Raw genomic sequence first — 20,263 nt, 5'->3', positions numbered from 1 at the left:
CCCCCCCCCCCCCCCCCCCCCCCCCCCCCCTCCCCCCCCCCCCCCCCCCCCCCCCCCCCCCCCCCCCCCCCCCCCCCCCCCCCCCCCCCCCCCCCAGCCGGCACCCAACTCGAAGGCCAGGGCCGAAACATAACTCCCGGACTCAGGCTGCCTCAGACTCAGAAGAAGAGCCAGCCCGCCGAGCCGCAGCTTCTGCCGCCACTTTCGCGGCGTAATCCGCATACCTGGCCATCAACTCCTCCTTGCGATCAGGGTCCCAGTTGATCTTCGACAGATCCCCTTCATAGTGGTCAATCACCCGCTTATCCATGGTCTCGTACCACCACTGCGGCAGGTAAGCCGGCAACAGCATCGAGGCATAACCACCCGGCAACTGGGGTGCCTTTTCAAAATGGCGCAAGGCCTGGAAACTCCGGCTCGGATGGGCGTGGTGGTCCGAATGCCGCTGCAACTGATACAGGAACAGATTGGTCACAATGTGATTGCTGTTCCAGCTGTGCTCCGGCTTCGTCCGCTCGTATTTGCCGTGCTCGTCTTTCTGCCGCAGCAGACCATAGTGCTCGATGTAATTCACGCTCTCCAACAGACTCGCGCCATAAACCGCCTGGGCCGCCAGGAAAGGCACCGCCCTTGGGCCGCAGGCTAGCGTGGTGGCGCCAAAGAACCCGGCCGTCATGGCCCAGCCCTGCAGCAGTTCGTTATCGAGACTCCAGAAGCGCTTACCCTTGCGTTCCAGCCTTGCCTTTTCGATCTTGACCGACGACTTGATGCCGCCGAACACGGTGCGCGGCAGGAACTTCCAGAAACTCTCGCCCATGCGGCTGCTGGCAGGGTCTTCCGGTGTCGCTACCCGCTTGTGATGGCCGAAATTATGCTCCACCACAAAGTGGGTGTAGCCGGTGGGGGCCAGTGCTGCCATGGCCATCAGTTTGTTCAGTTTGTTCAGTTTGTTGGACTTGTGGCCCAGCTCGTGGCCGGTATTGATACCCACCCCGTTGATGGCACCCACGGTCAGGGTCAGGCCGATCTTGTCTTCAAGTGGCGTGCTTTTGCGGCTGGCCAGCCAGGCGCCCATAAAGGTCATGGCGTACTGGGTGGGGATAAACGCCTTCACAATACGGTCGTAGTATTTGTCCTGTTCCAGGCTTTTTACCGCCGATTCCGGTGGGTTGCTTTTGTCTTCGCCGATGGCCCGATCCAGCGCCGGAATGATGCCATGCACCAGTGCCGGTCCTGTCCAGGCCAGGGCTTTCAGCTTTTTGGGCGCCAGTGCGTAGCCGGTGAGTGCCGCCAGGCCGATACCGGGCAGGGCAGGCCCGAGCAGCCATAGATAGCGTTTGGGGTCTTTCCAGTTTTCTGCTCCGGAAGCGGAGATTCCATCGGGCCCGGTGTCTCCGGCAGGTTTCGGTGTCTCAATCTGATTCGCGTTAAGCGACCCTTTCACTTTGGCATTCATATCGGGCTCTCCGTGACTGTCGTTATGATTGTTTGTTTAATTTATGTCGGACAATCTATCAATACAACAGTCGGCCAAATGCCAGCCAGGAAACTGGCCTGCAATGACAAACTATTTTCCGTTGGCGGATTTGCGGCTGGTGGTCCAGACTTTTGGCAAACAAAAAGAACAGGGAAACGTGATATGAGTGCCTCGACCCCGTCTCCGGCCACCATGCCCTGGACTGTGCAGCAGCGGCTGCAAGAGTACGTGAGGGCCATGAAACTGGCCGAGATTATCTATCAGGACCCTAACGGCCAGGTTTACGTAGTCCATGGCGTAATTCGTGATGTGCTCAGCAGAGCCGGGCGGGATTTCGTTGTGGTGGGAAAAGGCCAGGTGGTCGCTGCAGACCACATCATGATGATCGATGGTCAGCGCCTAACCAAAGAGTAATTACCTGGTAATTGCTATTCACCGGGGCCTGCACCTACGCTATCGGTGAAATCAACCCGGAACGACAAAAGGATAGGTTATGAACAAATTGACCCTGAGCGCGCTCGCACTTGTTGCCACTCTTGGGCTTTCAGCCTGCAGCTCGGAGAGCGATGAAGGTGCAGATTTCGAAGAAGCGGGTGAAAATGCCGGTGAAATGATGGACGATGCCGCCAATGCCACTGAAGAAACCTGGGAAGAGGCCACCGGCCAGGATGAAGGGGTGGTTGGCGAAATTCAGGAAGGCGCAGAAAATGCCGGTGACGAAATCGAAGATGCTGCCGATGAAATCGGGGAGTCCATGGAAAATGCCGGTGACTCCATGGAAGAAGGCTATGACGAAGTAACCCAGTAACCCGCCTGTGTAAGGATTCAGCTGACCGGCGGCAGACGCCGGTCAGGTGTATTCCATTGGCGCTTTTGATGTTCGTCAGGGCGCCAGTTCCCCTCCGTCTTCACGATAGATCACAATCGTTGCCGAGCGCGAGCGGTTGCCGGCTTCGCCAAAGGCGGTCGCATCCGGATGGCCAGGCCGTGTCAATATGCGCTGCTGATCGTTACCTGGCCAACTAAAGTCGCAGTTATTAACCTATATCATTTATTTACCCTCAGAGAAGGCCTGCAATAACAAGATGTTTGCGTTTGCAATAATAAAGAAGAGGGCAGTATGGGGTTACTCGATCGCAGCACAATTTTCCAGGGTGCGGGCATTGCCGCCGCCGTTGGCGTTGTCTTTGGCCTGGTGGCAACGGTGACAGGGCTGGACGCTGCCTCGGTTCTCATCGGGTTATTGGCGGGCCTCGCGGTGGCGGCCAGCTATCTGGTGTTGAGGGTTCTTGAGCCGATCGAGCGGAGTATTGCCGAGCTCGATGAGGGTACCCTGGCGGAGGATCATCCCCTGCGGGCCCGATGCGCCCGGCTGCTGAAAGATGCCCGGGCAGGCAAGGCACTTATCGAAACCCTGTCGGCCAGTGCCGACAGGAATGCCATTTCTGCTGCGGAGGTCTCTTTTGCGGCAGATCAGGTAAAACAGCGCCTGGATCGGCAAGTGGCAGAGACCGCCCAGATGGCGGACTACGCGGGCCAGATAACGGAATCGGTACGGGAGTCTTCCGAACAGGCCACTGACGCGGCAGCCATGGCGCTGCAGAACAGGGAAGTCAGTGCAGAGGGGCGCCAGGCCCTGGTGTCGGCCATTGAGAATGTCCGACTTGTGCACGAACAGTCGGCTGAAAATCTTCGGCTGATACAGAACCTGGACGAAAAATCCGGCAAGATCCAGGGGGTGACAGCGACCATCAAAGGCATTGCCGAGCAGACCAATCTGTTGGCGCTCAATGCCGCCATCGAGGCTGCACGTGCTGGTGAGCAGGGGCGCGGATTTGCCGTGGTGGCAGACGAGATAAGGCAGCTGGCTGGAAGAACGGCGCAAGCGACCAGTGAGGTCGCCGATACCCTGGACGACATCCAGAACGATACTACGATCATTGTTTGCCGGATTGAATCGCTGGCGAAAACGGTTGAGGAGGGTTTGGCCTCGGTTGAGAGCGTGGGGGGGCAGCTGGACCAGATTCGGGACCAGTCGGACCGGGTTCAACTGCAGGTGGCCCGTATTGCCGAAATTGACCAGAACAATGAACACAGCCTGGCCCAGGTGTTCTCCGCTATAGAAACCGTGGGCGACCATATTGCACAGAGTGATACCAGTGTCGCCTCTCTGGCCAAGCAGGCGGCCACCCTGATGGAACTGGCAGAGACCGCCAATGCGGCGTTTGCCTTGAACAGCCAGGAGAGCTATCACCGGTTTTTCTATGATCAGGCGCGGGAGGGGGCCGGGCAGATTGGCGGGTTGCTCGAGAGCGCCATTCGCGACGGCAGACTGGCTGAGTCTGCGCTGTTTGATAACAAACGTACCGCCATTGCCGGTACCGATCCCCAGCAATACGGAAGCCGTTTTGACGGGTTTACCGATCAGTTCCTCCCGGCGATTCAGGAACCCATCAAGAATGCCCATGAGGCGATTGTGTTCGCCATAGCCTGCACACCGGACGGCTACGTGCCGACCCATAACAAGGCGTTTGCGCATTCACCAACGGGGAATCCGGAGTTGGATCTGGTCAAGAGCCGGAGCAAGCGCCTGTTCAATGACCGCACCGGCATTCGCTGCGGCAGTCACACGCAACATATGCTGCTGCAGACCTATCGGCGGGATACCGGCGAGATCATGCACGATCTCTCGGTCCCGATCTTTGTTAACGGCAAGCACTGGGGAGGATTCCGGGTTGGCTATCGGCCTTCCGGGTACGGAACTTCGTAGCCGACTCCGCCTGTTCGTTGTAATGGGCCGCCATGGACGCTGTGATAGACTGTCAAAGACCTTGTAAGGAGAAACCGTGTGCCCGAACCTGAATACATACCGGCAAACCCGGAACAGCAACCCTCTCAAGAGCCCAGCTCAGCGCGGAATCTGGCTGTGGTTGTCTATATCCTGCAGGGGTTGTCTTTTTTTCTGGGAGGCGTGACCGCGCTGGTCGGCGTCATCATCAACTACGTAAAACTGGATGATATCCGCGGCAGCTGGATTGAACCGCATTTTCGCTGGCAGATCCGCACCTTCTGGATTGGCTTGCTTTGGACCGTGATTGGTGTGATGACCACCATGCTGATTGTCGGCTGGTTTATTCTGCTGGGGATTGCGATCTGGGTTATCTATCGCATTGTCAAAGGCGCACTCGCCCTCAACGATGGCAAGGCCCCGGTATAACGGGGCCTGCCCGGTTCAATCTTCAGTTACCTCTTTCAGGCGCAGCGCACTCAGCATACCGGCCAGGCCCATCAGCCCCAGCACCAGGATGACCGCGACATCGGAAATCAGGGAGATGGCGGCCGTGAAAGCACCAGTCACCAGCAACAGCAGCCCGATAACGGTGTTACTGACGGCGGTATAGTCGGTGCGCTTGTTGCCGCCGGCCATATCCACCAGATAAGTCTTGCGGCCCAGGCGCACACCGGCGTGGGCGATGCTCAGTACAAAAAATGCGATGGGGTAGAACCAGGCACCGCCAAAACCGGGGCCGAGCAACAGCGCCAGAAGCCCCACGGCCAGGCAAACCCCGCTGGCCATGGCCGCCCCCCGGATCATCACCCGCCGGCTGGAGGTGTCGGCGGCCCAGCCCCAGAAACTGGCGCTAAGGGAGCTGGCCAGGCTGCTGGCGAGCAGGAATACCCCGAGCATCCAGCCGATATCCGATTCCTGTTGGGCCAGCACTACAAAATAGGGCGATGCCAGGGCCGAGCACAGCAGCAGAGCGCGGGTAATGACAAAATGCCGAAAGGGGGCGTCGTCCCTGAGCAAAGAGAGGCTCTGCATGGCCTCGGTCATGGCGTTAGCGCCACCCCCGGTTTCCCCGGCGTATTCTTCCACATTGGCAAACAACAGTCCGGCGATGATCCAGAGCGCGGCGGCCAGTAACAGCAAGACGGTGTAGAACACGAGCGTGGGATCGCCCCGGTCCCAGAACAGCAAGCCGGTCAGAATGACGGTGGCGGTGCCGCCGATGGTGGTTGCCAGGCCTGATAGCCTGCCCCGGCGGGTTTTAGGGATACATTTGCCCTGTACGTCTTTCATGGAGACTGAGCAGAAGCCCCGTGCCAGTGAAAAGACGATCAGTGCTGCCACAATGCCACCGCCGGCTGCGTAGCCATCGAGGAACCAGACGCTGGCGGCCATGGCGGCCACGCTGACCGCCTGACCGAAACTGCCCAGAGTCCAGAACCACTTGCGCACGGCTTTCCGGCGAACCCAGGCGGCAATGACCATCTGGGGGACCATCGAACCGGATTCGCGAATGGGCACCAGCCACGCCACCAGAGCCGGCGCACCAACCGCACTCATCAGCCAGGCCAGGACGGTCTTGGGGCTGATCAGCAGATCCCCGAGCTTGGTCAGAACATTGCTGAACAGAATCAGGAAAAAGTTGCGGGGAACTTCCCGGCAAGCTTCCGCCGGGATGTCTTTACAGACCCGCGCGTCTTCTTCGTTGGCAATCAGGCCGTAGAGCTGGTCGATGGTGTCGGGTTTGGTTGCTGGCAATGGGCCGTCCTCCGGGGAAATTTTGCCAAGCATACCAGTTGCGCCGGATTCCCTTAAGTCGGAGGACAGTAGGGCTCTGTTCAGACCAGGTGGTGATCCCACTGCAATGGCAGCCTGGCGATTTGCCGCGCTGGCTGATTGGCCGCCATACGAACCAGTTGGCCCTGACCGGATGACACCAGAAAATCGCCGCCGGCCAGTGGTTGAATGCCGGCGCAATCAGCGATGCTGGCCTGGGCCATCAGTTGCCCGGTTCTGCCCTGGAAGATGATGGCGGTGCCTCCCACCGGAGATGCCGCTGCCACCAGATCGTTTTCGGGGTGGGCGACCACGCTGGCGATATAATTGGCCAGCGCTTTCTGGGTGTCGGCGCCAAACCGGTACTCCTGAAGTTGCCCGTCCCGAAGCCGGGCCAACAGCGGCGGTTGCTCATAGAGTGGCCCCTGGTACTGGTAGGCGACATACACGCTGCCGCCTGCGCTGGCTGTAACGTGGCGTGAACTCTGCTGGTGGTGAGCGGGCGTGAACCGGCCCATCAACCGTCCGGAACGACGATCCATCAGAATCAGTGCCGGTTCCATAGAATCCAGGTTGAGCTTTATGCGGTCGTAATCCGGGTGGGTCAGGATGCCTCCGAGGCCAACAATCAGCGTGTTTCCGTCTGGATGCAGGGTGATTTCATGGGGCCCAATCCCGTTAAGCTCAAAGGTCCCGACACGTTCATAGTTCTGTTCTGCGTCGTAGACGGCAACAATGCCCTCGCCCGCCTCAAAGCGGCTCGCCGTGGCGTAAAGCCAGCGGCCATCGGGGGAGAACACACCATGCCCCACGAAGTGTTCGCCGTCTCCGGCCATAACCCGGTGGCGGCGCTGCCCGTTGTTGGCATCGAACACATAGAACGACCACCCGGGCCGGCGTTCAAAGAACAGAATGTCCGTTTGGCCGGGCCGGTGACAGCCGCTGTGACAGCGCGTTTCTACCGGTGCCTGCCACTGAACGCCGCCCTGGCGGTTGAAGGCGCTGACGCCGAAGCTTCCGTCCGGCAAGCCGACGGCGCCGGCGTAGCGTTCGGGGTGAATGCCGGTTTTCCGGGGCAACAGACTGCAGCCATGAAGGCCTGTTGTAAGCCCCGCCAGGGCACCGGCTTTCAGAAACGTTCTGCGGTTAATGGCCATGTCGATACCCATTCAGTCGCCGTCGCTGGAGTTAAAGCCCCGGACCACGCCAAGACTGACTGCAGCCTGATCATTCACCAGGGTCGCTAACTGGGCAATGTGTACATAAAGCCCCTGCAAAGTGCGGAACTGTTCATCATTGCCAAGCAGGGCCGCCATCGGGGCCTTGTCGTCCGGGAACCGGTTCAGGGCTTTGTTGAATTGCTGGTCGATGCGCTCGGCAAGGTCGGTTTGCCCCCGGGTCTTCAACAGGCTCTCGATGCCCGGAAGATAATGCCTGTGCAGGCCGGCCAGGGTGGCTTCGGCCGCTGCAAGAGTATGGCCGCTGCGCCAGGCATCGGCGATGTAGGGATTGCGTTTGCTATTACCTCTCAGCCCCATAGGCTGGGCCAGACGGCGTTCTTCGAGGATTTCAAGCGCGGTCATGCCGGCTTTGATGGTGGCCTCGCGATACGCTTCGTTCGCCAGATAATGTTCTTTGAAATCTGACCAGTCGGCAGACAGTTGGGCGCTGTTGTCTGCGATATGGCGGGTTACTGCGGTCAATATCTCGCAGCTTTTGGTTGCTGGAAGAGCCTGGTCATGATCCTGCAGTTGCTGGTCGAAAAGCAGATATTCGACCATCGGGAACCCCTGGACTGCGACGCCGGACTCATCAATGGTGTCATCCGACACCGGTTGCTCTGTGCCGGTCAGATACCTGGCTTTGCGGGCCACCAGATTTTTCGGGTCCGGCCAGAACTGGAATTGCCAGGCCCGGTTGTTTTTCTCCACCGGGCCAAAATCGACAAACCTTACCTGCTGCCAGGCGAGGAAGGCGCCAAGCCAGGCGCTTTCAACCGTTTTCCGGCCATCTTCGGTGGGTTTTTCGCAGTAGTGCCCGGCGGATGAGGCCAGGGTTCGGGCTTTCGTCGCCAGAGTCGTGTATCCGTCCTGGATCGCCTGGTGCCATTGAGCCTGCGCCTGCTCTCCCGGAGTGTCGGCAAGCGCAATGCCGGAGCCGATGGCCAATATGGCGGCGCAGAATAATCGGGTGCTGGTTCGCATGGGGGATCCTCAGAGTGAGTTGAGAAAGTCAATCAGGGCGCTGCGTTCCTCTGCTGCCATCTGTCGATACCGGTCTGCGGCCGGGCGGGCTTCGCCACCATGCCACAGGATGGCTTCTTCCATTGTGCGGGCGCGACCATCGTGCAGAAAACCGGACTGGGGGTTAACCATTTGGGCCAGGCCGATGCCCCAGAGTGGTGGCGTGCGCCACTCGTTGCCATTGGCGAGAAACTCGTCCCGGCCGTCTGCCAGGGCCGGGCCCATGTCATGCAGCAGGAGGTCGGTGTAGGGCCAGATGGTCTGATTGCTCAGGTCCGGGCGATCGGCCACTTCTCCGGTCTGATGTTTCGGGGTGTGGCATCCGGCGCAGCCGGTCTCGTTGAACAGCCTTGCACCCTTCTGCACTGAGTCCGAATCCATATTCCGGCGGGCGGGTACCGCCAGGCTCCTGGCATAGAAGGTGACAAAGTTGGCGACCTTGTCGCTCACTTCGGGCTCACCACCGTGAGTAAACCGTCCGCACTGTTGCTCCGGGGTACAGTCGGTGGTGGGCTTGATGGACGAGGTCAGGCCCATATCGCCGGCGAAGGCGCCCATGCTTTGCTGGTGGACATCCGGTTCCGCGGCTTTCCAGCCGAAGCGGCCCGGCAGCGTTTGCTGGCTGGCGACATCCCACACCTGATTGAGCTTGCCGGAAATCCCGTTGTGGTCGGCATCTTCCGGGTCGGCCAAGGCTTCAAGATCGGCGATGGGGATGGCTTCCAGCAGTCCCATGCCGATCATTTGTGGTGCCACCCGCGGTGAAACCAGCAAATTGGCCGGCATCGGGCCATAGTTGGGTTTCTCGATGCGGTATTCCGGTTTACGCAGTTCAACCACCGTTCCATCGCCAAGTGTTTCCTGAACCGGCTCCCAGTCAATCACCAGATCTGCTTCCGGTTTTGCGGCCGGCAGTGCCGCAGTCTGCAATTGACTGCCGTAGACCGGTGCGGGTTTGAAGCCGTGCTTGCGCAGGAGCTCTGCATCCTTGACTGGATCGGCGGGTACCGCCAGCCGCAGGAACAGGGACACCGGGGGTTCGTCAACACCCGGCGGATGCCCGCGACCATCTTTAATATGGCAGCCCTGGCAGGAGTTGGTGTTGAACAGTGGGCCAAGCCCGTCCCTGGCATCGGTACTGGCGGGGGCTTCAACCCAGGGATTGCGGAAAAAGCTGTTACCTACGCTGAAGTCCAGGCGTTTGGTCATGGACAGGTTGCCCTGGGGCAGGGAGTAGGCGTTGGTGTCGGCCTGGCTTACCGTACCGTCACCGCCGGTGGCCGGGGTCGTTTGCAACGGATAACCGGCGTGGGTATCAGCGGTCAGGGGTTGCGCACCCAGTGCCAGCGGGAGCAGGCAGGAAAGAAGAGCTCGTCTCATAATGTCTCGCGTTCCGGAATGAAAGAAGCCATGGAAAATCGTCCCCTTGCACAAAGGAAGGCTTTCCATGGCTTGTTCTTGTTTGTTGGAGGCCGGGAGAGTCTGGCTCCCGGCCCCACGTTATCGCAGCCGTTCTGATCAGAAAGCGTGCCCGGCATCGTCCGGAGACAGGGCCTCGATGCCCAGCTGCCGCGCGGCTTGCTCGATGGATCCAGTCTGCTCAACCAGGGCCATGATGGCATCGTTCACGATGCCGGAACCTTCGGTGTTCCCGGGGGCGATCATGGTGTCAAAGGCCATCGGGTTCTGGCTGCTCTCGGCACGGGCTTTCATCACCCCCAGTGCTTCCATGGAGGCGTCCAGCTGGCGGTTCAGGCGTGCATCCAGTTCCGGATTGGTTTGCTCAACCAGGTCAGACAGAGACGGGCCTGAAACTACAGAACCATCCACGCGGCGATAGGTGCCGGTATACACGTTCTGGATGCCTTGGCCGTTGTAATAGTGCGAGTTGTGGGTGTTATCGCTGAAGCAGTCGTGCTCGTCCTCGTAGGAATTCGCTTCCAGAGCTACTTTCATTCGCTCGCCGGCCAGCTCACCCAGGGAGAGAGAGCCCATACCAAACAGCATTTTCTGGACACCCTGATCAGCATCGGCTGAGGTAAGCTGCTCGCGATAGTTGTTGTCTGCATCGGGTGCCCACTGGCTGGTCATCCACTCCAGGTCGGATACCAGCAGGTCGGTCACAGCGTCCAGATACCGGGCGCGGCGATCACAGTTGCCATTGGTGCAGTCGCTGCCCCTGGCGTAGTCGGTCACCGGGCGCTCGCCCGCACCCGTTTTGAAGCCGTGCAGATCCTGGCCCCAGAGCAGGAACTCCACCGCGTGGTAGCCGGTGGCGACGTTTGCTTCGGACCCGCCCACTTCGTTCAGGTCGGCCAGAAGCTCAGGCGTGAGCGTTGCCACATTCAGTGTCTTGCCGCCCACGGTCATGCTGTTGCTGGCAACAATATTGGCGGTCGCGCCGGCGTTGCCGAGTTCGTGCTGGTAGTCGGCGGCTTCAACGTAGTCGATCAGCCCCTCGTCCAGTGGCCAGGCATTCAGTTGGCCTTCCCAGTCGTCAACGATGGCGTTACCAAAACGGAAGACTTCGGACTGTTGATAAGGAACACGCGCTGCCAGCCAGGCCTGTTTAGCGGCTTTCAGGTTAGCGTCGGTAGGGTTGGCAATCAGGCGGTCGGTCGCTTCGTCCAGAGCGCGAGCGGTGATCAGGGCGTCTTCGTAGGTTGCGTGGGCAAGATCCGCGTAGTGTTCCACAACCGAGGCCTTGGTGGCCGGTTCACTTGTCTGGGCAGACCAGGGGGCATTTGCGCAGCCCGCCGTCGCGGCGGCGGCAATGGTCAGTGCCAGTGGTGCAGGGCGGAACAGTCGGGTCATGTCTAACTCCATGAAAATATCATCTACTTGTAAATAGGAAAGATTGGCGTTTAGGTTATGCTTTCGAAGCGGCGCTGGCAAGTGGTTTTGGTAGCTTGATAGGTAATACCTTGCGTGCCGGCGACGGCTGCGGCTTAATGAGAGCCTGTTTTGCGGAGCCCGTTATGCTGAGTTACCTTCACGCCTTTCATGCCGGCAATTTTGCCGACGTTCAAAAGCACGCTGCGTTGTCTCTGGCGCTGACCATGATGCAGGCCAAGAAATCGGCTATTGCCTGTTTCGATACCCACGCGGGCAGTGCCCGGTATGACCTGCGCAGCGAGCGGGCCCGGAAAACGGCTGAAGCTGACGCAGGCGTGCAGGTCTTATGGCGGATTCGGGAGCAGTTGGCTTGCAGCGACTGGGAACCGGTCCTCAAGGTGTTGGCTGAAGACAACCCCGGTGACGGGCCGCTGCAGGACTATCCGGGGTCGCCGGCCTGGTTTGCCAGATTGTCTCGTCCCGGCGATGTGGTAACCGCCTTCGAGTTGCATCCGGCCGAGGAGCGGCAACTCGCCGGTTGGGCCAATGAGGCCGGTGTTAAGGTGAGGCATGAGGATGGTCTGAAAGGCTTGCTGAAGTGCCTGCCGCCTCCACAGCCTCGCATGCTGACGTTGATTGATCCGTCGTACGAAATCAAAAGCGATTATGAGGCCGTCGCCCACACGCTGGCACGCGCGTGGAAAAAGTGCCGGCATGGAGTTTACCTTGTCTGGTACCCCATCCTCACCAGTGGCCTTGAGCAGAAGCTGACAGAGGTTTTGCAAACCTCCGGCGCGGTACGCAAGGTGCTGAAGAGTGAAGTGACTCTGGATCAGCCGCCCGAGAGAGGCATGGTGGGCTCTGGTATGCTCATCATCAACCCGCCATGGGGCTTTGACGAGCGCCTGGGGGCGATGATGGCGGACTTGCATGGCCCGGGGCGCCTCGGGCTCTCCCACGGGATGGAGTGGCTGATTCCTGAATAGGCCAGCCCCTGAATTCAGCTGTCGGTTGTCTTTCCATCGACAGGCAACACCAAGCACGGGAGATTTCGGGAATGTGTTCATGAAGGACCAGAAACAAGCCATGATCTACGGCTTGGCCACCGTTTTGCTGTGGTCCACGGTGGCGACCGCATTCAAGCTCTCCCTTGCCGATCTGGCACCCGTTCAGATGCTTTTGGTGGCGTGCACTGCCTCCATTGTTGTGATGGCCATGATCCTGATTGTTCAGGGGCGCTGGAAGCAGGTATTCCAGTTGCGCCGTGGCCAGTACGTTCAATCTATGGCGATGGGGCTGATCAACCCTTGCCTGTATTATTTTCTGCTGTTCGGAGCCTTTGACCGGCTTCCGGCCCAGGAGGCCCAGCCCCTCAATTACACCTGGGCCCTGGTGCTGGCTTATCTTTCGGTGCCTTTTCTGGGGCAGAAATTGCGCAGAATCGATATTCTGGCGGGATTGGTGTGCTATGCCGGCGTGGTGGTGATTGCCACGCGGGGTGCGGTTACGTCTCTGTCGTTCTCCGACCCGCTCGGGGTATCGCTGGCCCTGGGCAGCACTCTGGTGTGGGCGTCTTACTGGGTGATTGCGACCCGTGACACCCGGGACCCGGTGGTGGGGCTGTTCCTGAATTTCCTGTTCGGGTTGCCGGTGATCATCATTGCGTGTTGGCAGACGGCCGGGCTGGCCATGCCCATCGGCGGTTCGATAGCGGCGGCGGTGTACGTGGGTGTCTTTGAAATGGGTATTGCCTTTGTGCTCTGGTCCCAGGCGATGAAAAAAGCGGAAAACACCTCGAAGGTGAGCAATCTGATTTTTATTTCCCCGTTTCTGTCCCTCGTGTTTATCTATTTCATTCTTGGTGAGGTGATTCTGACTTCCACCTACGTTGGGCTGGTTCTGATTATTGCCGGCCTCTGGCTGCAGCAGAAAAAAGTCCGTCAACGGGAACAGGCCCTGGTGCGTGGCTGATTGTTGGTACCTTTACCTGGTGCGCACCGGGTCTGGCAGCCTTTATACCGGGATCACCACGGATGTGGATCGGCGATTTTCCGAGCACCAGGCCGGGGCGCCCAGGGGCGCGCGCAGTTTGCGTGGCAAAGGCCCGTTAACCCTCGAGTTCCGGGTACCGGTGGGAGACCGGAGCCGGGCCTCCCGGCTGGAATGGCGGGTGAAACGCTGGCCCAAGTCCCGCAAGGAAGCGTTGGTTCTCGGCAGGGTCAGCCTGCCAGATGATGACTGATATGCTGGCCTGCGACCGCCAGGGCATCCCTGGCCCGGTCAAGCTGCGCGGCGTGCACCTGAAACACGTGCCAGAGATTGTTGTAGATCTCCAGCGTGGCTTCCACCTGGTGCTGTTTGGCTGCCTCGATGAGTCTTCTGGCGTCGTTCAGCAGAACCTCCTGGCTACCGACCTGAACCAGCAGAGGCGGCAATCCGCTCAGGTCGCCATGGACCGGTGAGATCAGCGGGTGCGTCAATGGCAGGCCGTTGGAATACATCTTGGCCGCTTTGAAGGTCCAGGCGGCGTGCAGCACCGGTTCGCACTCCGGGGTATACAGATCCTGTTCGGAAAGATCGGTCCACGGGGAAAAGCAGGTAATGGATGATGGCAGAGGATGGCTATGGTCCCGCAGTCGCATGGCGAGAGCAATGCACAGCCCGCCGCCGGCCGAGTCTCCCGCTAAGGCTATGGTTTCCGGGCTCACGCCCTGGTTAACGAGAGCCAGATACACCGCTTCGGCGTCGTCCGGGGCCGCGGGGAAGGGATGCTCTGGAGCCAGCCGGTAATCCGGAACCAGAACATCGCAACCTGAGAATTTGGCGAGATAGCCGGCGATGCCCCGGTGGGTGGCGGCAGAGCCCATGACGTAACCACCACCGTGAAAGTAAAGCACGGTGCCAGCGGCGGCACCGCTCGGGCTGGCGTGCAACACCGGTACGCCAGCGAGATCTTGCCGGGTAAAGGTAATGTCGCGGGGCGGGTAGGAGGTACGATAGGCTTCCCGCGTGTAGCGACGCTGCACCGATAGTGGAAAGGTCCGGGACAGGACAGGTTTCACAAAATGGCGCATGGTCCCTCTCAACCCTGCTTCGAGAAGCGGCTGGAACATCTGTGTTCTCCTGTGTGAATGCGTTACGATGACCGGACTTTATAGATTCATGACAGGCGTTTAACTCTACGTGTACTGGAAAACAGATACCATAGAAATACCGAATTGGGACAGGCACTCGCTGCTGGACCGGCTTGAGCCATTCGATCCTTCTGTCCGCCGGGAGCTCGGTTCCGAAATGGAGGAGTATTGCCGGTTTTATGGTCTGGATCTCTGGGTAGAGCACCCCGAGGTTCACTACCATCAGGGTTATATCGAGGCCGAGCGGCATCAGGTCATGGTGCATTACTTCCGGTTGCCGGAGAGCGCCAGCCCGAAGGGTACCGTGTTTATTCTGCACGGTTATTTCGATCACGTGGGCCTTTATACCCAGTTGATTGACCGCTGCCTGGGCGCCGGCTTTGATGTCATGGCGTATGATCAGCCGGGCCATGGGTTGTCGAGCGGCACGCCCGCGGCTATCGGCAGTTTCCTGGAATACCAGGCGGTGCTGTCGGAGGTGATGGCCAGAGTCAGTAACAAGATTCGGGGGCCCTGGTATGCGGTGGGGCAGAGCACCGGCGGCGCTATACTGATCGACTATTTGCTGTCGAACCATCACGACCAGAAAACGTCGGCCTTTCAAAAAGTGGTGTTGCTGGCACCTCTGGTTCGCCCGATGGGGTGGCTGGGAGCGAAGATTCTCCACAGCCTGGTCAAACCGTTTCTCAGTCGCTGGAAACGGGTCTTTGGCGAGAACAGCGGCGATACCCGGTTCCTGCGATTCCTGCGCGAACACGATCCGCTGCAGGCGCGGGCTGTGCACGTAGACTGGGTGAGCGCATTACGCCAGTGGGTGCCGCATATCGAATCTGCGCGCCCCGTGGATTTCCCGGTGACTGTGGTTCAGGGCGAAAAAGATCTGACGGTAGACTGGCAGCACAACCTGCGGATCATCCGCAATAAATTTTCCTTGGTGAAGGAACGCAGAATACCGGACGGCCGTCATCACCTGGTGAACGAAGCCCAGGATTTGCAGGCGACGGTGTTCAATACCATTATCGACACGTTCTCGGATTGACAATGGCCAGGACGGCAAGCTCCGAGCGACCTATCACAGAAGTGGGAGAAGACAGTGAAAAAAACGATTCTTGCCCTGGCTATGGCAACAGCCGGTCTTGGTGGTTGCATGACCTACGATCCGTACACCGGTGAACAGAAAACCTCGAATGCCACCACCGGCAGCATTATTGGTGCTATCGGGGGCGCTGCCATTGGTGCGGCGACTTCCAGCAGCAGTGACCGGGGCAAGGGCGCCCTGATTGGCGCGGCCAGCGGCGCAGCTGTTGGTGGTGGTATCGGTTACTACATGGATCGTCAGGAAGCCCAGCTGCGGCAGCGGCTGGAAGGCACCGGCGTTCGGGTTGTCCGCAACGGCGACCAGATTGACCTGATCATGCCGGGCAACATTACGTTTGATACCGACCAGTCCAGCATCCGCTCGGGTTTTACCGGTACGCTGGAGTCGGTGGCACTGGTGTTGAAAGAGTTCGACAAGACCATCATTCAGATTGAGGGACATACCGATAGCACCGGTGCCGACAGCTACAACCAGCTGCTGAGCGAGCGTCGGGCGTCGTCGGTTCGTGATTTTCTGCTGAACCAGAGCATTGAGCCGCGTCGTACCCGGGCAACCGGTTACGGTGAGCGTTATCCGATTGCATCGAACGATTCCGCGGCAGGCCGGGAGCAGAATCGCCGGGTTGAGCTGACGCTGGTGCCGATGCAGTAAACTCCGGGTAGTACTGCTGCTAAGAAAAGCCCCGGCCTGCGAGCCGGGGCTTTTGCGTTCCGGGGTGTCTAGCTTCAGTTGGTATTGCTGGGCAGCCACTCGTCAATGCGTTTTTTGAGATCCTCCAGCTGATCTTCACCGGAGTCCTTGAGTTCGCCCAGTTTGCTCCGGGCCGTCTCGATATGGTCTTCAACAGACTGGATGCGCTCGGAAAAATCTTTCTGAATTTCCGCTTCTGCCTCGTCGTCTTTGGCCTTGGCCATTTTCTCGTCAGCCTCGGCGCGCAGACTCTCGATCTGTTTGCTCCAGTATTCGGTCTGGGTTTCCAGTTTCTTCTGCAGCGATTCCTTCAGAGACATAAATACCTCCATGCCAGGCCAGTAAGGCCCGTTTTGATGACTGGTAACAGTAAGCATGGCCTTGTTCCGATGAATCTCAAGGGCGGGAGTATTACGTTTCGTTCAAATGACGGGTTGTGGCCTGAAATGGCATAAAAAAAACCGGAGCCTCCAGGGAAGGCTCCGGTTTTTCGCTACCCGCTGCGAATCAGAACAGAACGCGACAGCGGATGGTGCCTTTTACCTGACGGAGCTTCTCAAGCGCCAGCTCGCCGTAGGCTTTATCAACGTCGATGACCACATAACCAATGTCTTCTTTGGTTTGCAGGTACTGGCCGCAGATGTTGATGGCATTTTCCGAAAATACCTGGTTGATTTCGGACATCACACCCGGGACGTTCTCGTGAATGTGCAGCAAACGATGCTGGTTCGGGTGCGAGGGCAGGGCCACTTCCGGGAAGTTGACGGAAGACACGGAGGTGCCGTTGTCACTGTACATGGCCAGCTTCTCGGCCACTTCGCGCCCGATGTTTTCCTGAGCTTCGATGGTTGAACCGCCCACGTGCGGGGTCAGGATGCAGTTATCGAATTCGCGCAACGGCGAGACAAACTCTTCGTCGTTGGATTTGGGTTCCACCGGGAACACGTCGATGGCAGCGCCCAGCAGCTTGCCGGAGCTCAGGGCTTCGGCCAGAGCGTCAATATCGACCACGGTGCCGCGGGAGGCATTCATCAAAATGGAGCCGGGCTTCATCTGGGCGAACTGCTCGGCCTTGAACATATATTTGGTGGCCGGCGTTTCAGGAACGTGCAGGGAAACGACATCGGCAAGGTTGAGCAGTTCCTGCAGGGTGCCGACCTGCGTGGCATTACCAATCGGTAGCTTGGACACCACATCGTAGAAGTAGACGTCCATTCCAAGGCTTTCGGCCAGCACACTGAATTGGGTGCCGATGTTGCCGTAGCCGATGATGCCCAGCTTCTTGCCACGAATCTCGTAGCTGTTCTTGGCGGATTTCAGCCATTCACCACGATGAGCTTTGGCGTTTTTCTCGGGCACGCCACGCAGCAACAGGATAGCCTGCGCCAGTACCAGCTCGGCAACAGAGCGGGTGTTGGAGAAAGGCGCGTTGAAAACGGCCACACCGCGGCGTGTAGCCGCCTGGAGGTTGACCTGGTTGGTGCCAATACAGAAGCAGCCCACGGCCACCAGCTTTCTGGCGGCTTCAAATACTTTCTCAGTCAGCTGGGTGCGCGAGCGGATACCAACGAAGTGCGCATCGGCAATCTTCTCGATCAGCTCTTCTTCACCCAGCGAATGGGTCAGATACTCGATATTGGTGTAACCCGCGGCATTCAGGGTATCAACGGCAGATTGATGCACGCCTTCCAGCAGCAGGATCCGGATTTTGCTCTTTTCGAGAGACGTATTTGACATGGGCTTGCTTCCGAACCTTTCGTCACGTGAAATGACCTGAAGCCAGGGATCGTCGGCCTGGCTCACAGAACAGGGGCGGTATGATACCATAATCCCAGACTTTCACAGCGCGCCGGTTTGCCTGAATCAATTCTTTGTGAGTGAATTCTGAGCAGGTTCTGGCCCAAACTCGAAGAGACTGATGCATCCATGAGCTCTGAACAGATTATCGCCTCCCTAAAACATCTGGTTGCCACGCCGGAAAACCCCGGAAAAGTCCTGACTGATCCGGCCGATCTGGACAATTATGGTAAGGACTGGACGAAGATTTATCCGCCCAGGCCTTTGGCCATCGTTTTGCCCAAAACCACGGAACAGGTGCAGGCGCTGGTGAAATTTGCCAATGAGAATCAGGTGGCGCTGGTGCCTTCGGGTGGCCGTACCGGGCTCAGTGCCGGAGCGGTCGCTGCCAACGGCGAGGTTGTGGTGGCCTTCGATAACATGAACCGGATTCTGGACTTCAATGCCAGTGATCGCACGGTCCGTTGCCAGGCCGGCGTAGTGACCGAGCAGCTCCAGGGCTTTGCCGAAGAGAATGGCCTGTATTACCCGGTGGATTTTGCCTCTGCCGGCTCCAGCCAGTTAGGCGGTAATTTGTCGACCAACGCCGGCGGCATCAAGGTCATTCGCTGGGGCATGAGCCGGGACTGGGTGGCCGGGCTGAAAGTGGTCACCGGCAACGGTGATGTTCTGGATCTGAACAAGGATCTGGCGAAGAACAACACCGGTTACGACCTGCGTCACCTGTTTATTGGCGCCGAGGGCACATTGGGCTTCATTACCGAAGCGACTATGAAGCTTACCCGCAAGCCGGATGATCTGACCGTACTGGTACTGGGCCTGGGCGACCTGAGCAATACCATGGATGTCTTGCAGGCGTTCCAGAAAAAGCTCGACCTGACCGCCTACGAATTTTTCTCGCATCAGGCGATGGGTCATGTCCTGGCCCATGGCCAGGTACCGGCCCCGTTCGAGACCGAAGCACCCTATTATGCGTTGTTGGAGTTCGAGGCGGTGTCTGACCAGGTGATGGACGATGCCATGGCCCTGTTTGAGCACTGTGTAGAAGAAGGCTGGGTGCTGGATGGCGTGATCAGCCAGAGTGAGACCCAGGCGCAGAATCTTTGGCAGCTGCGGGAGCGCATTTCCGAGTCCATCGCGCCCCGGATTCCCTACAAGAATGATATCTCGGTGGTGGTTTCCAAAGTGCCGGGCTTTCTGCAGGAAATCGATGATGTGGTGACGGAACACTATCCGGATTTTGAAATCATCTGGTTCGGCCATATCGGTGATGGCAACCTGCATCTGAACATTCTCAAGCCCGAGGCTATGGCCAAAGAAGATTTCTTCGAGAAGTGTCAGCAGGTGAATAAGTGGGTGTTCGAGATTGTTGAGCGTTATCAGGGCAGCGTCTCTGCCGAGCATGGCGTGGGCATGACCAAAAAACCGTATCTGCAATATACGCGCAGCGAGGCGGAAATTGCCTATTTGCGCGGCATCAAGCAGGTATTCGACCCCAATAACATCATGAACCCGGGCAAGATCTTCGACTGATGCAACAGCATATTGTGGTGCTCACCGGCGCTGGCATCAGCGCCGAAAGCGGTCTTTCAACCTTTCGTGATAACGACGGGCTGTGGGAGCAGCACAGTGTCTACGATGTGGCCACCCCGGAGGCGTTCGAGCGCAACCGGGAGCTGGTTTTGCGCTTTTACAATGAACGCCGCCGGCAATTGCGGGCGGTTGAACCCAACCCGGCACACCGGCTTCTGGCCGAACTGGAGCGCCGGCACCGGGTGACCGTGGTTACCCAGAATGTCGATGATCTGCACGAACGGGGCGGGTCCAGCCATGTGCTGCATTTGCATGGAGAGTTGACCAAGGCGCGCAGTTCTGTGGACCCGGAACTGGTCTACGACATCGGCTACAACGATATCAACCCGGGTGACACGTGTGGCCACGGTGCCCAGCTTCGTCCCCACATTGTCTGGTTTGGCGAGGAAGTGCCGATGCTGGATGCGGCGGCCGAGGTGGTGCGGACCGCCGATCAGTTGCTGATCGTCGGCACGTCACTGCAAGTGTATCCGGCGGCAGGCTTGGTGTACGAGGTGGACATCGATGTGCCCATCACGGTCATCGACCCGGGCGCCCCCGCCTCGGTGTCCCGGGCGCGGGTGATTCGCAAAGGTGCCTCGGAGGGGGTTCGGGAGTGGGCTTCTCGCTTTTTTTGACTTCGGAGTAAGGAGCCCTGTCGGGGAGTGCCTTCCAAAACACGCTCCTTCGGCACATCCCTGTGGCGCTTGGGCTCCGCCACCCATAGCTCCGCACAGTTTTGGAAGGCACTCCCCGACAGGGCTCTTGCCTCAACCTCTCAGGTATTTCTCCAGTTCACTTTTGAATGCCGCTTGCACACCGAGCCGCTTCAACATCCAGTAATGCCCGGCA

At 59.0% G+C, this 20,263-nt stretch carries 20 protein-coding genes; 11 read left to right on the top strand and 9 right to left on the bottom strand.

Annotated features, from left to right (window positions below; all coding sequences use genetic code 11):
* Window positions 1–142: 142 nt before the first annotated feature.
* Window positions 143–1,456, bottom strand: a complete 1,314-nt coding sequence (locus tag ACP2AU_RS16235; protein WP_426377269.1) for an alkane 1-monooxygenase — start codon at window positions 1,454–1,456, stop codon at window positions 143–145.
* Between the two features lie 183 nt (window positions 1,457–1,639).
* On the opposite strand from ACP2AU_RS16235, the gene ACP2AU_RS16230 reads away from it, so the two are divergent.
* The 4 genes from ACP2AU_RS16230 (at window position 1,640) to ACP2AU_RS16215 (ending at window position 4,694) form a co-directional block, all read left to right on the top strand.
* A complete protein-coding gene (locus ACP2AU_RS16230) occupies window positions 1,640–1,891 on the top strand; it encodes a hypothetical protein (RefSeq protein ID WP_426377268.1) in 252 nt (83 codons plus the stop codon).
* 79 nt (window positions 1,892–1,970) lie between these two features.
* Window positions 1,971–2,285 carry a hypothetical protein gene (locus ACP2AU_RS16225; RefSeq protein WP_426377267.1) on the top strand — a complete coding sequence of 105 codons (315 nt, stop codon included), beginning with the start codon at window positions 1,971–1,973 and terminating at the stop codon, window positions 2,283–2,285.
* Window positions 2,286–2,597: 312 nt separating this feature from the next.
* The gene (locus tag ACP2AU_RS16220) at window positions 2,598–4,247 is read left to right on the top strand and encodes a methyl-accepting chemotaxis protein (RefSeq protein WP_426377266.1); all 1,650 of its coding nucleotides are present in this window, start codon (window positions 2,598–2,600) and stop codon (window positions 4,245–4,247) included.
* Between the two features lie 78 nt (window positions 4,248–4,325).
* On the top strand, window positions 4,326–4,694 hold the full coding sequence (locus ACP2AU_RS16215; protein ID WP_426377265.1) for a DUF4870 family protein: 369 nt from the start codon (window positions 4,326–4,328) through the stop codon (window positions 4,692–4,694).
* A 15-nt stretch (window positions 4,695–4,709) separates the two neighbouring features.
* Here the strand turns inward: ACP2AU_RS16215 and ACP2AU_RS16210 are convergent, their stop codons facing one another.
* The 5 genes from ACP2AU_RS16210 to ACP2AU_RS16190 form a co-directional block, all read right to left on the bottom strand.
* A complete protein-coding gene (locus tag ACP2AU_RS16210; protein WP_426377264.1) occupies window positions 4,710–6,056 on the bottom strand; it encodes an MFS transporter in 1,347 nt (448 codons plus the stop codon).
* A gap of 47 nt (window positions 6,057–6,103) precedes the next feature.
* The gene (locus ACP2AU_RS16205; RefSeq protein WP_426377263.1) at window positions 6,104–7,210 is read right to left on the bottom strand and encodes a DUF1513 domain-containing protein; all 1,107 of its coding nucleotides are present in this window, start codon (window positions 7,208–7,210) and stop codon (window positions 6,104–6,106) included.
* Entirely contained in the window at window positions 7,211–8,245 is a 1,035-nt protein-coding gene (locus ACP2AU_RS16200) for an imelysin family protein (protein WP_426377262.1), read from the bottom strand.
* A gap of 9 nt (window positions 8,246–8,254) precedes the next feature.
* Entirely contained in the window at window positions 8,255–9,664 is a 1,410-nt protein-coding gene (locus tag ACP2AU_RS16195; protein ID WP_426377261.1) for a di-heme oxidoredictase family protein, read from the bottom strand.
* 138 nt (window positions 9,665–9,802) lie between these two features.
* Window positions 9,803–11,098, bottom strand: coding sequence for an imelysin family protein (locus ACP2AU_RS16190; RefSeq protein WP_426377260.1), 1,296 nt, complete (start codon window positions 11,096–11,098; stop codon window positions 9,803–9,805).
* Window positions 11,099–11,262: 164 nt separating this feature from the next.
* Between ACP2AU_RS16190 and ACP2AU_RS16185 the strand changes: the two genes are divergently transcribed.
* From ACP2AU_RS16185 to ACP2AU_RS16175, 3 genes are all read left to right on the top strand, one after another.
* Entirely contained in the window at window positions 11,263–12,105 is an 843-nt protein-coding gene (locus ACP2AU_RS16185) for a 23S rRNA (adenine(2030)-N(6))-methyltransferase RlmJ (protein WP_426377259.1), read from the top strand.
* A gap of 79 nt (window positions 12,106–12,184) precedes the next feature.
* A complete protein-coding gene (locus ACP2AU_RS16180) occupies window positions 12,185–13,090 on the top strand; it encodes a DMT family transporter (protein WP_426377258.1) in 906 nt (301 codons plus the stop codon).
* Entirely contained in the window at window positions 13,083–13,361 is a 279-nt protein-coding gene (locus ACP2AU_RS16175) for a GIY-YIG nuclease family protein (RefSeq protein WP_426377257.1), read from the top strand. The genes ACP2AU_RS16180 and ACP2AU_RS16175 overlap by 8 nt, the downstream gene beginning before the upstream one ends.
* On the opposite strand, the gene ACP2AU_RS16170 is transcribed toward ACP2AU_RS16175, so the two are convergent.
* Window positions 13,339–14,232, bottom strand: coding sequence for an alpha/beta hydrolase (locus ACP2AU_RS16170; protein WP_426377256.1), 894 nt, complete (start codon window positions 14,230–14,232; stop codon window positions 13,339–13,341). The two genes, ACP2AU_RS16175 and ACP2AU_RS16170, sit on opposite strands and share 23 nt — an antisense overlap.
* Before the next feature lie 70 nt (window positions 14,233–14,302).
* Between ACP2AU_RS16170 and ACP2AU_RS16165 the strand changes: the two genes are divergently transcribed.
* Both ACP2AU_RS16165 and ACP2AU_RS16160 read left to right on the top strand, forming a co-directional pair.
* On the top strand, window positions 14,303–15,292 hold the full coding sequence (locus ACP2AU_RS16165) for an alpha/beta hydrolase (RefSeq protein WP_426377255.1): 990 nt from the start codon (window positions 14,303–14,305) through the stop codon (window positions 15,290–15,292).
* A gap of 54 nt (window positions 15,293–15,346) precedes the next feature.
* Window positions 15,347–16,003, top strand: coding sequence for an OmpA family protein (locus tag ACP2AU_RS16160; RefSeq protein ID WP_426377254.1), 657 nt, complete (start codon window positions 15,347–15,349; stop codon window positions 16,001–16,003).
* 74 nt (window positions 16,004–16,077) lie between these two features.
* Here the strand turns inward: ACP2AU_RS16160 and ACP2AU_RS16155 are convergent, their stop codons facing one another.
* Both ACP2AU_RS16155 and serA read right to left on the bottom strand, forming a co-directional pair.
* Window positions 16,078–16,362 (bottom strand): hypothetical protein, encoded by a 285-nt coding sequence (locus ACP2AU_RS16155; protein WP_426377253.1) that lies wholly within the window; start codon window positions 16,360–16,362, stop codon window positions 16,078–16,080.
* A gap of 187 nt (window positions 16,363–16,549) precedes the next feature.
* Entirely contained in the window at window positions 16,550–17,779 is a 1,230-nt protein-coding gene (gene serA / locus ACP2AU_RS16150) for a phosphoglycerate dehydrogenase (protein ID WP_426377252.1), read from the bottom strand.
* Between the two features lie 189 nt (window positions 17,780–17,968).
* Here serA and ACP2AU_RS16145 point away from each other — a divergent pair, with 189 nt between their 5' ends.
* Together ACP2AU_RS16145 and ACP2AU_RS16140 are read left to right on the top strand one after the other, a co-directional pair.
* Complete coding sequence (locus ACP2AU_RS16145) at window positions 17,969–19,372, top strand: FAD-binding oxidoreductase (protein ID WP_426377251.1); 1,404 nt, start codon at window positions 17,969–17,971, stop codon at window positions 19,370–19,372.
* Complete coding sequence (locus ACP2AU_RS16140; protein ID WP_426377250.1) at window positions 19,372–20,049, top strand: SIR2 family NAD-dependent protein deacylase; 678 nt, start codon at window positions 19,372–19,374, stop codon at window positions 20,047–20,049. Before ACP2AU_RS16145 ends, ACP2AU_RS16140 begins: the two co-directional genes overlap by 1 nt.
* The last annotated feature ends 214 nt before the right edge of the window (window positions 20,050–20,263 follow it).

Origin of the sequence: Marinobacter sp. VGCF2001 (genome assembly GCF_049943275.1) — a bacterium.
In the GTDB taxonomy this organism is placed as follows: Bacteria; Pseudomonadota; Gammaproteobacteria; order Pseudomonadales; family Oleiphilaceae; genus Marinobacter.
Note: the sequence above shows the minus strand (reverse complement) of the source record. Positions and strands in the feature narration are given on the sequence as shown.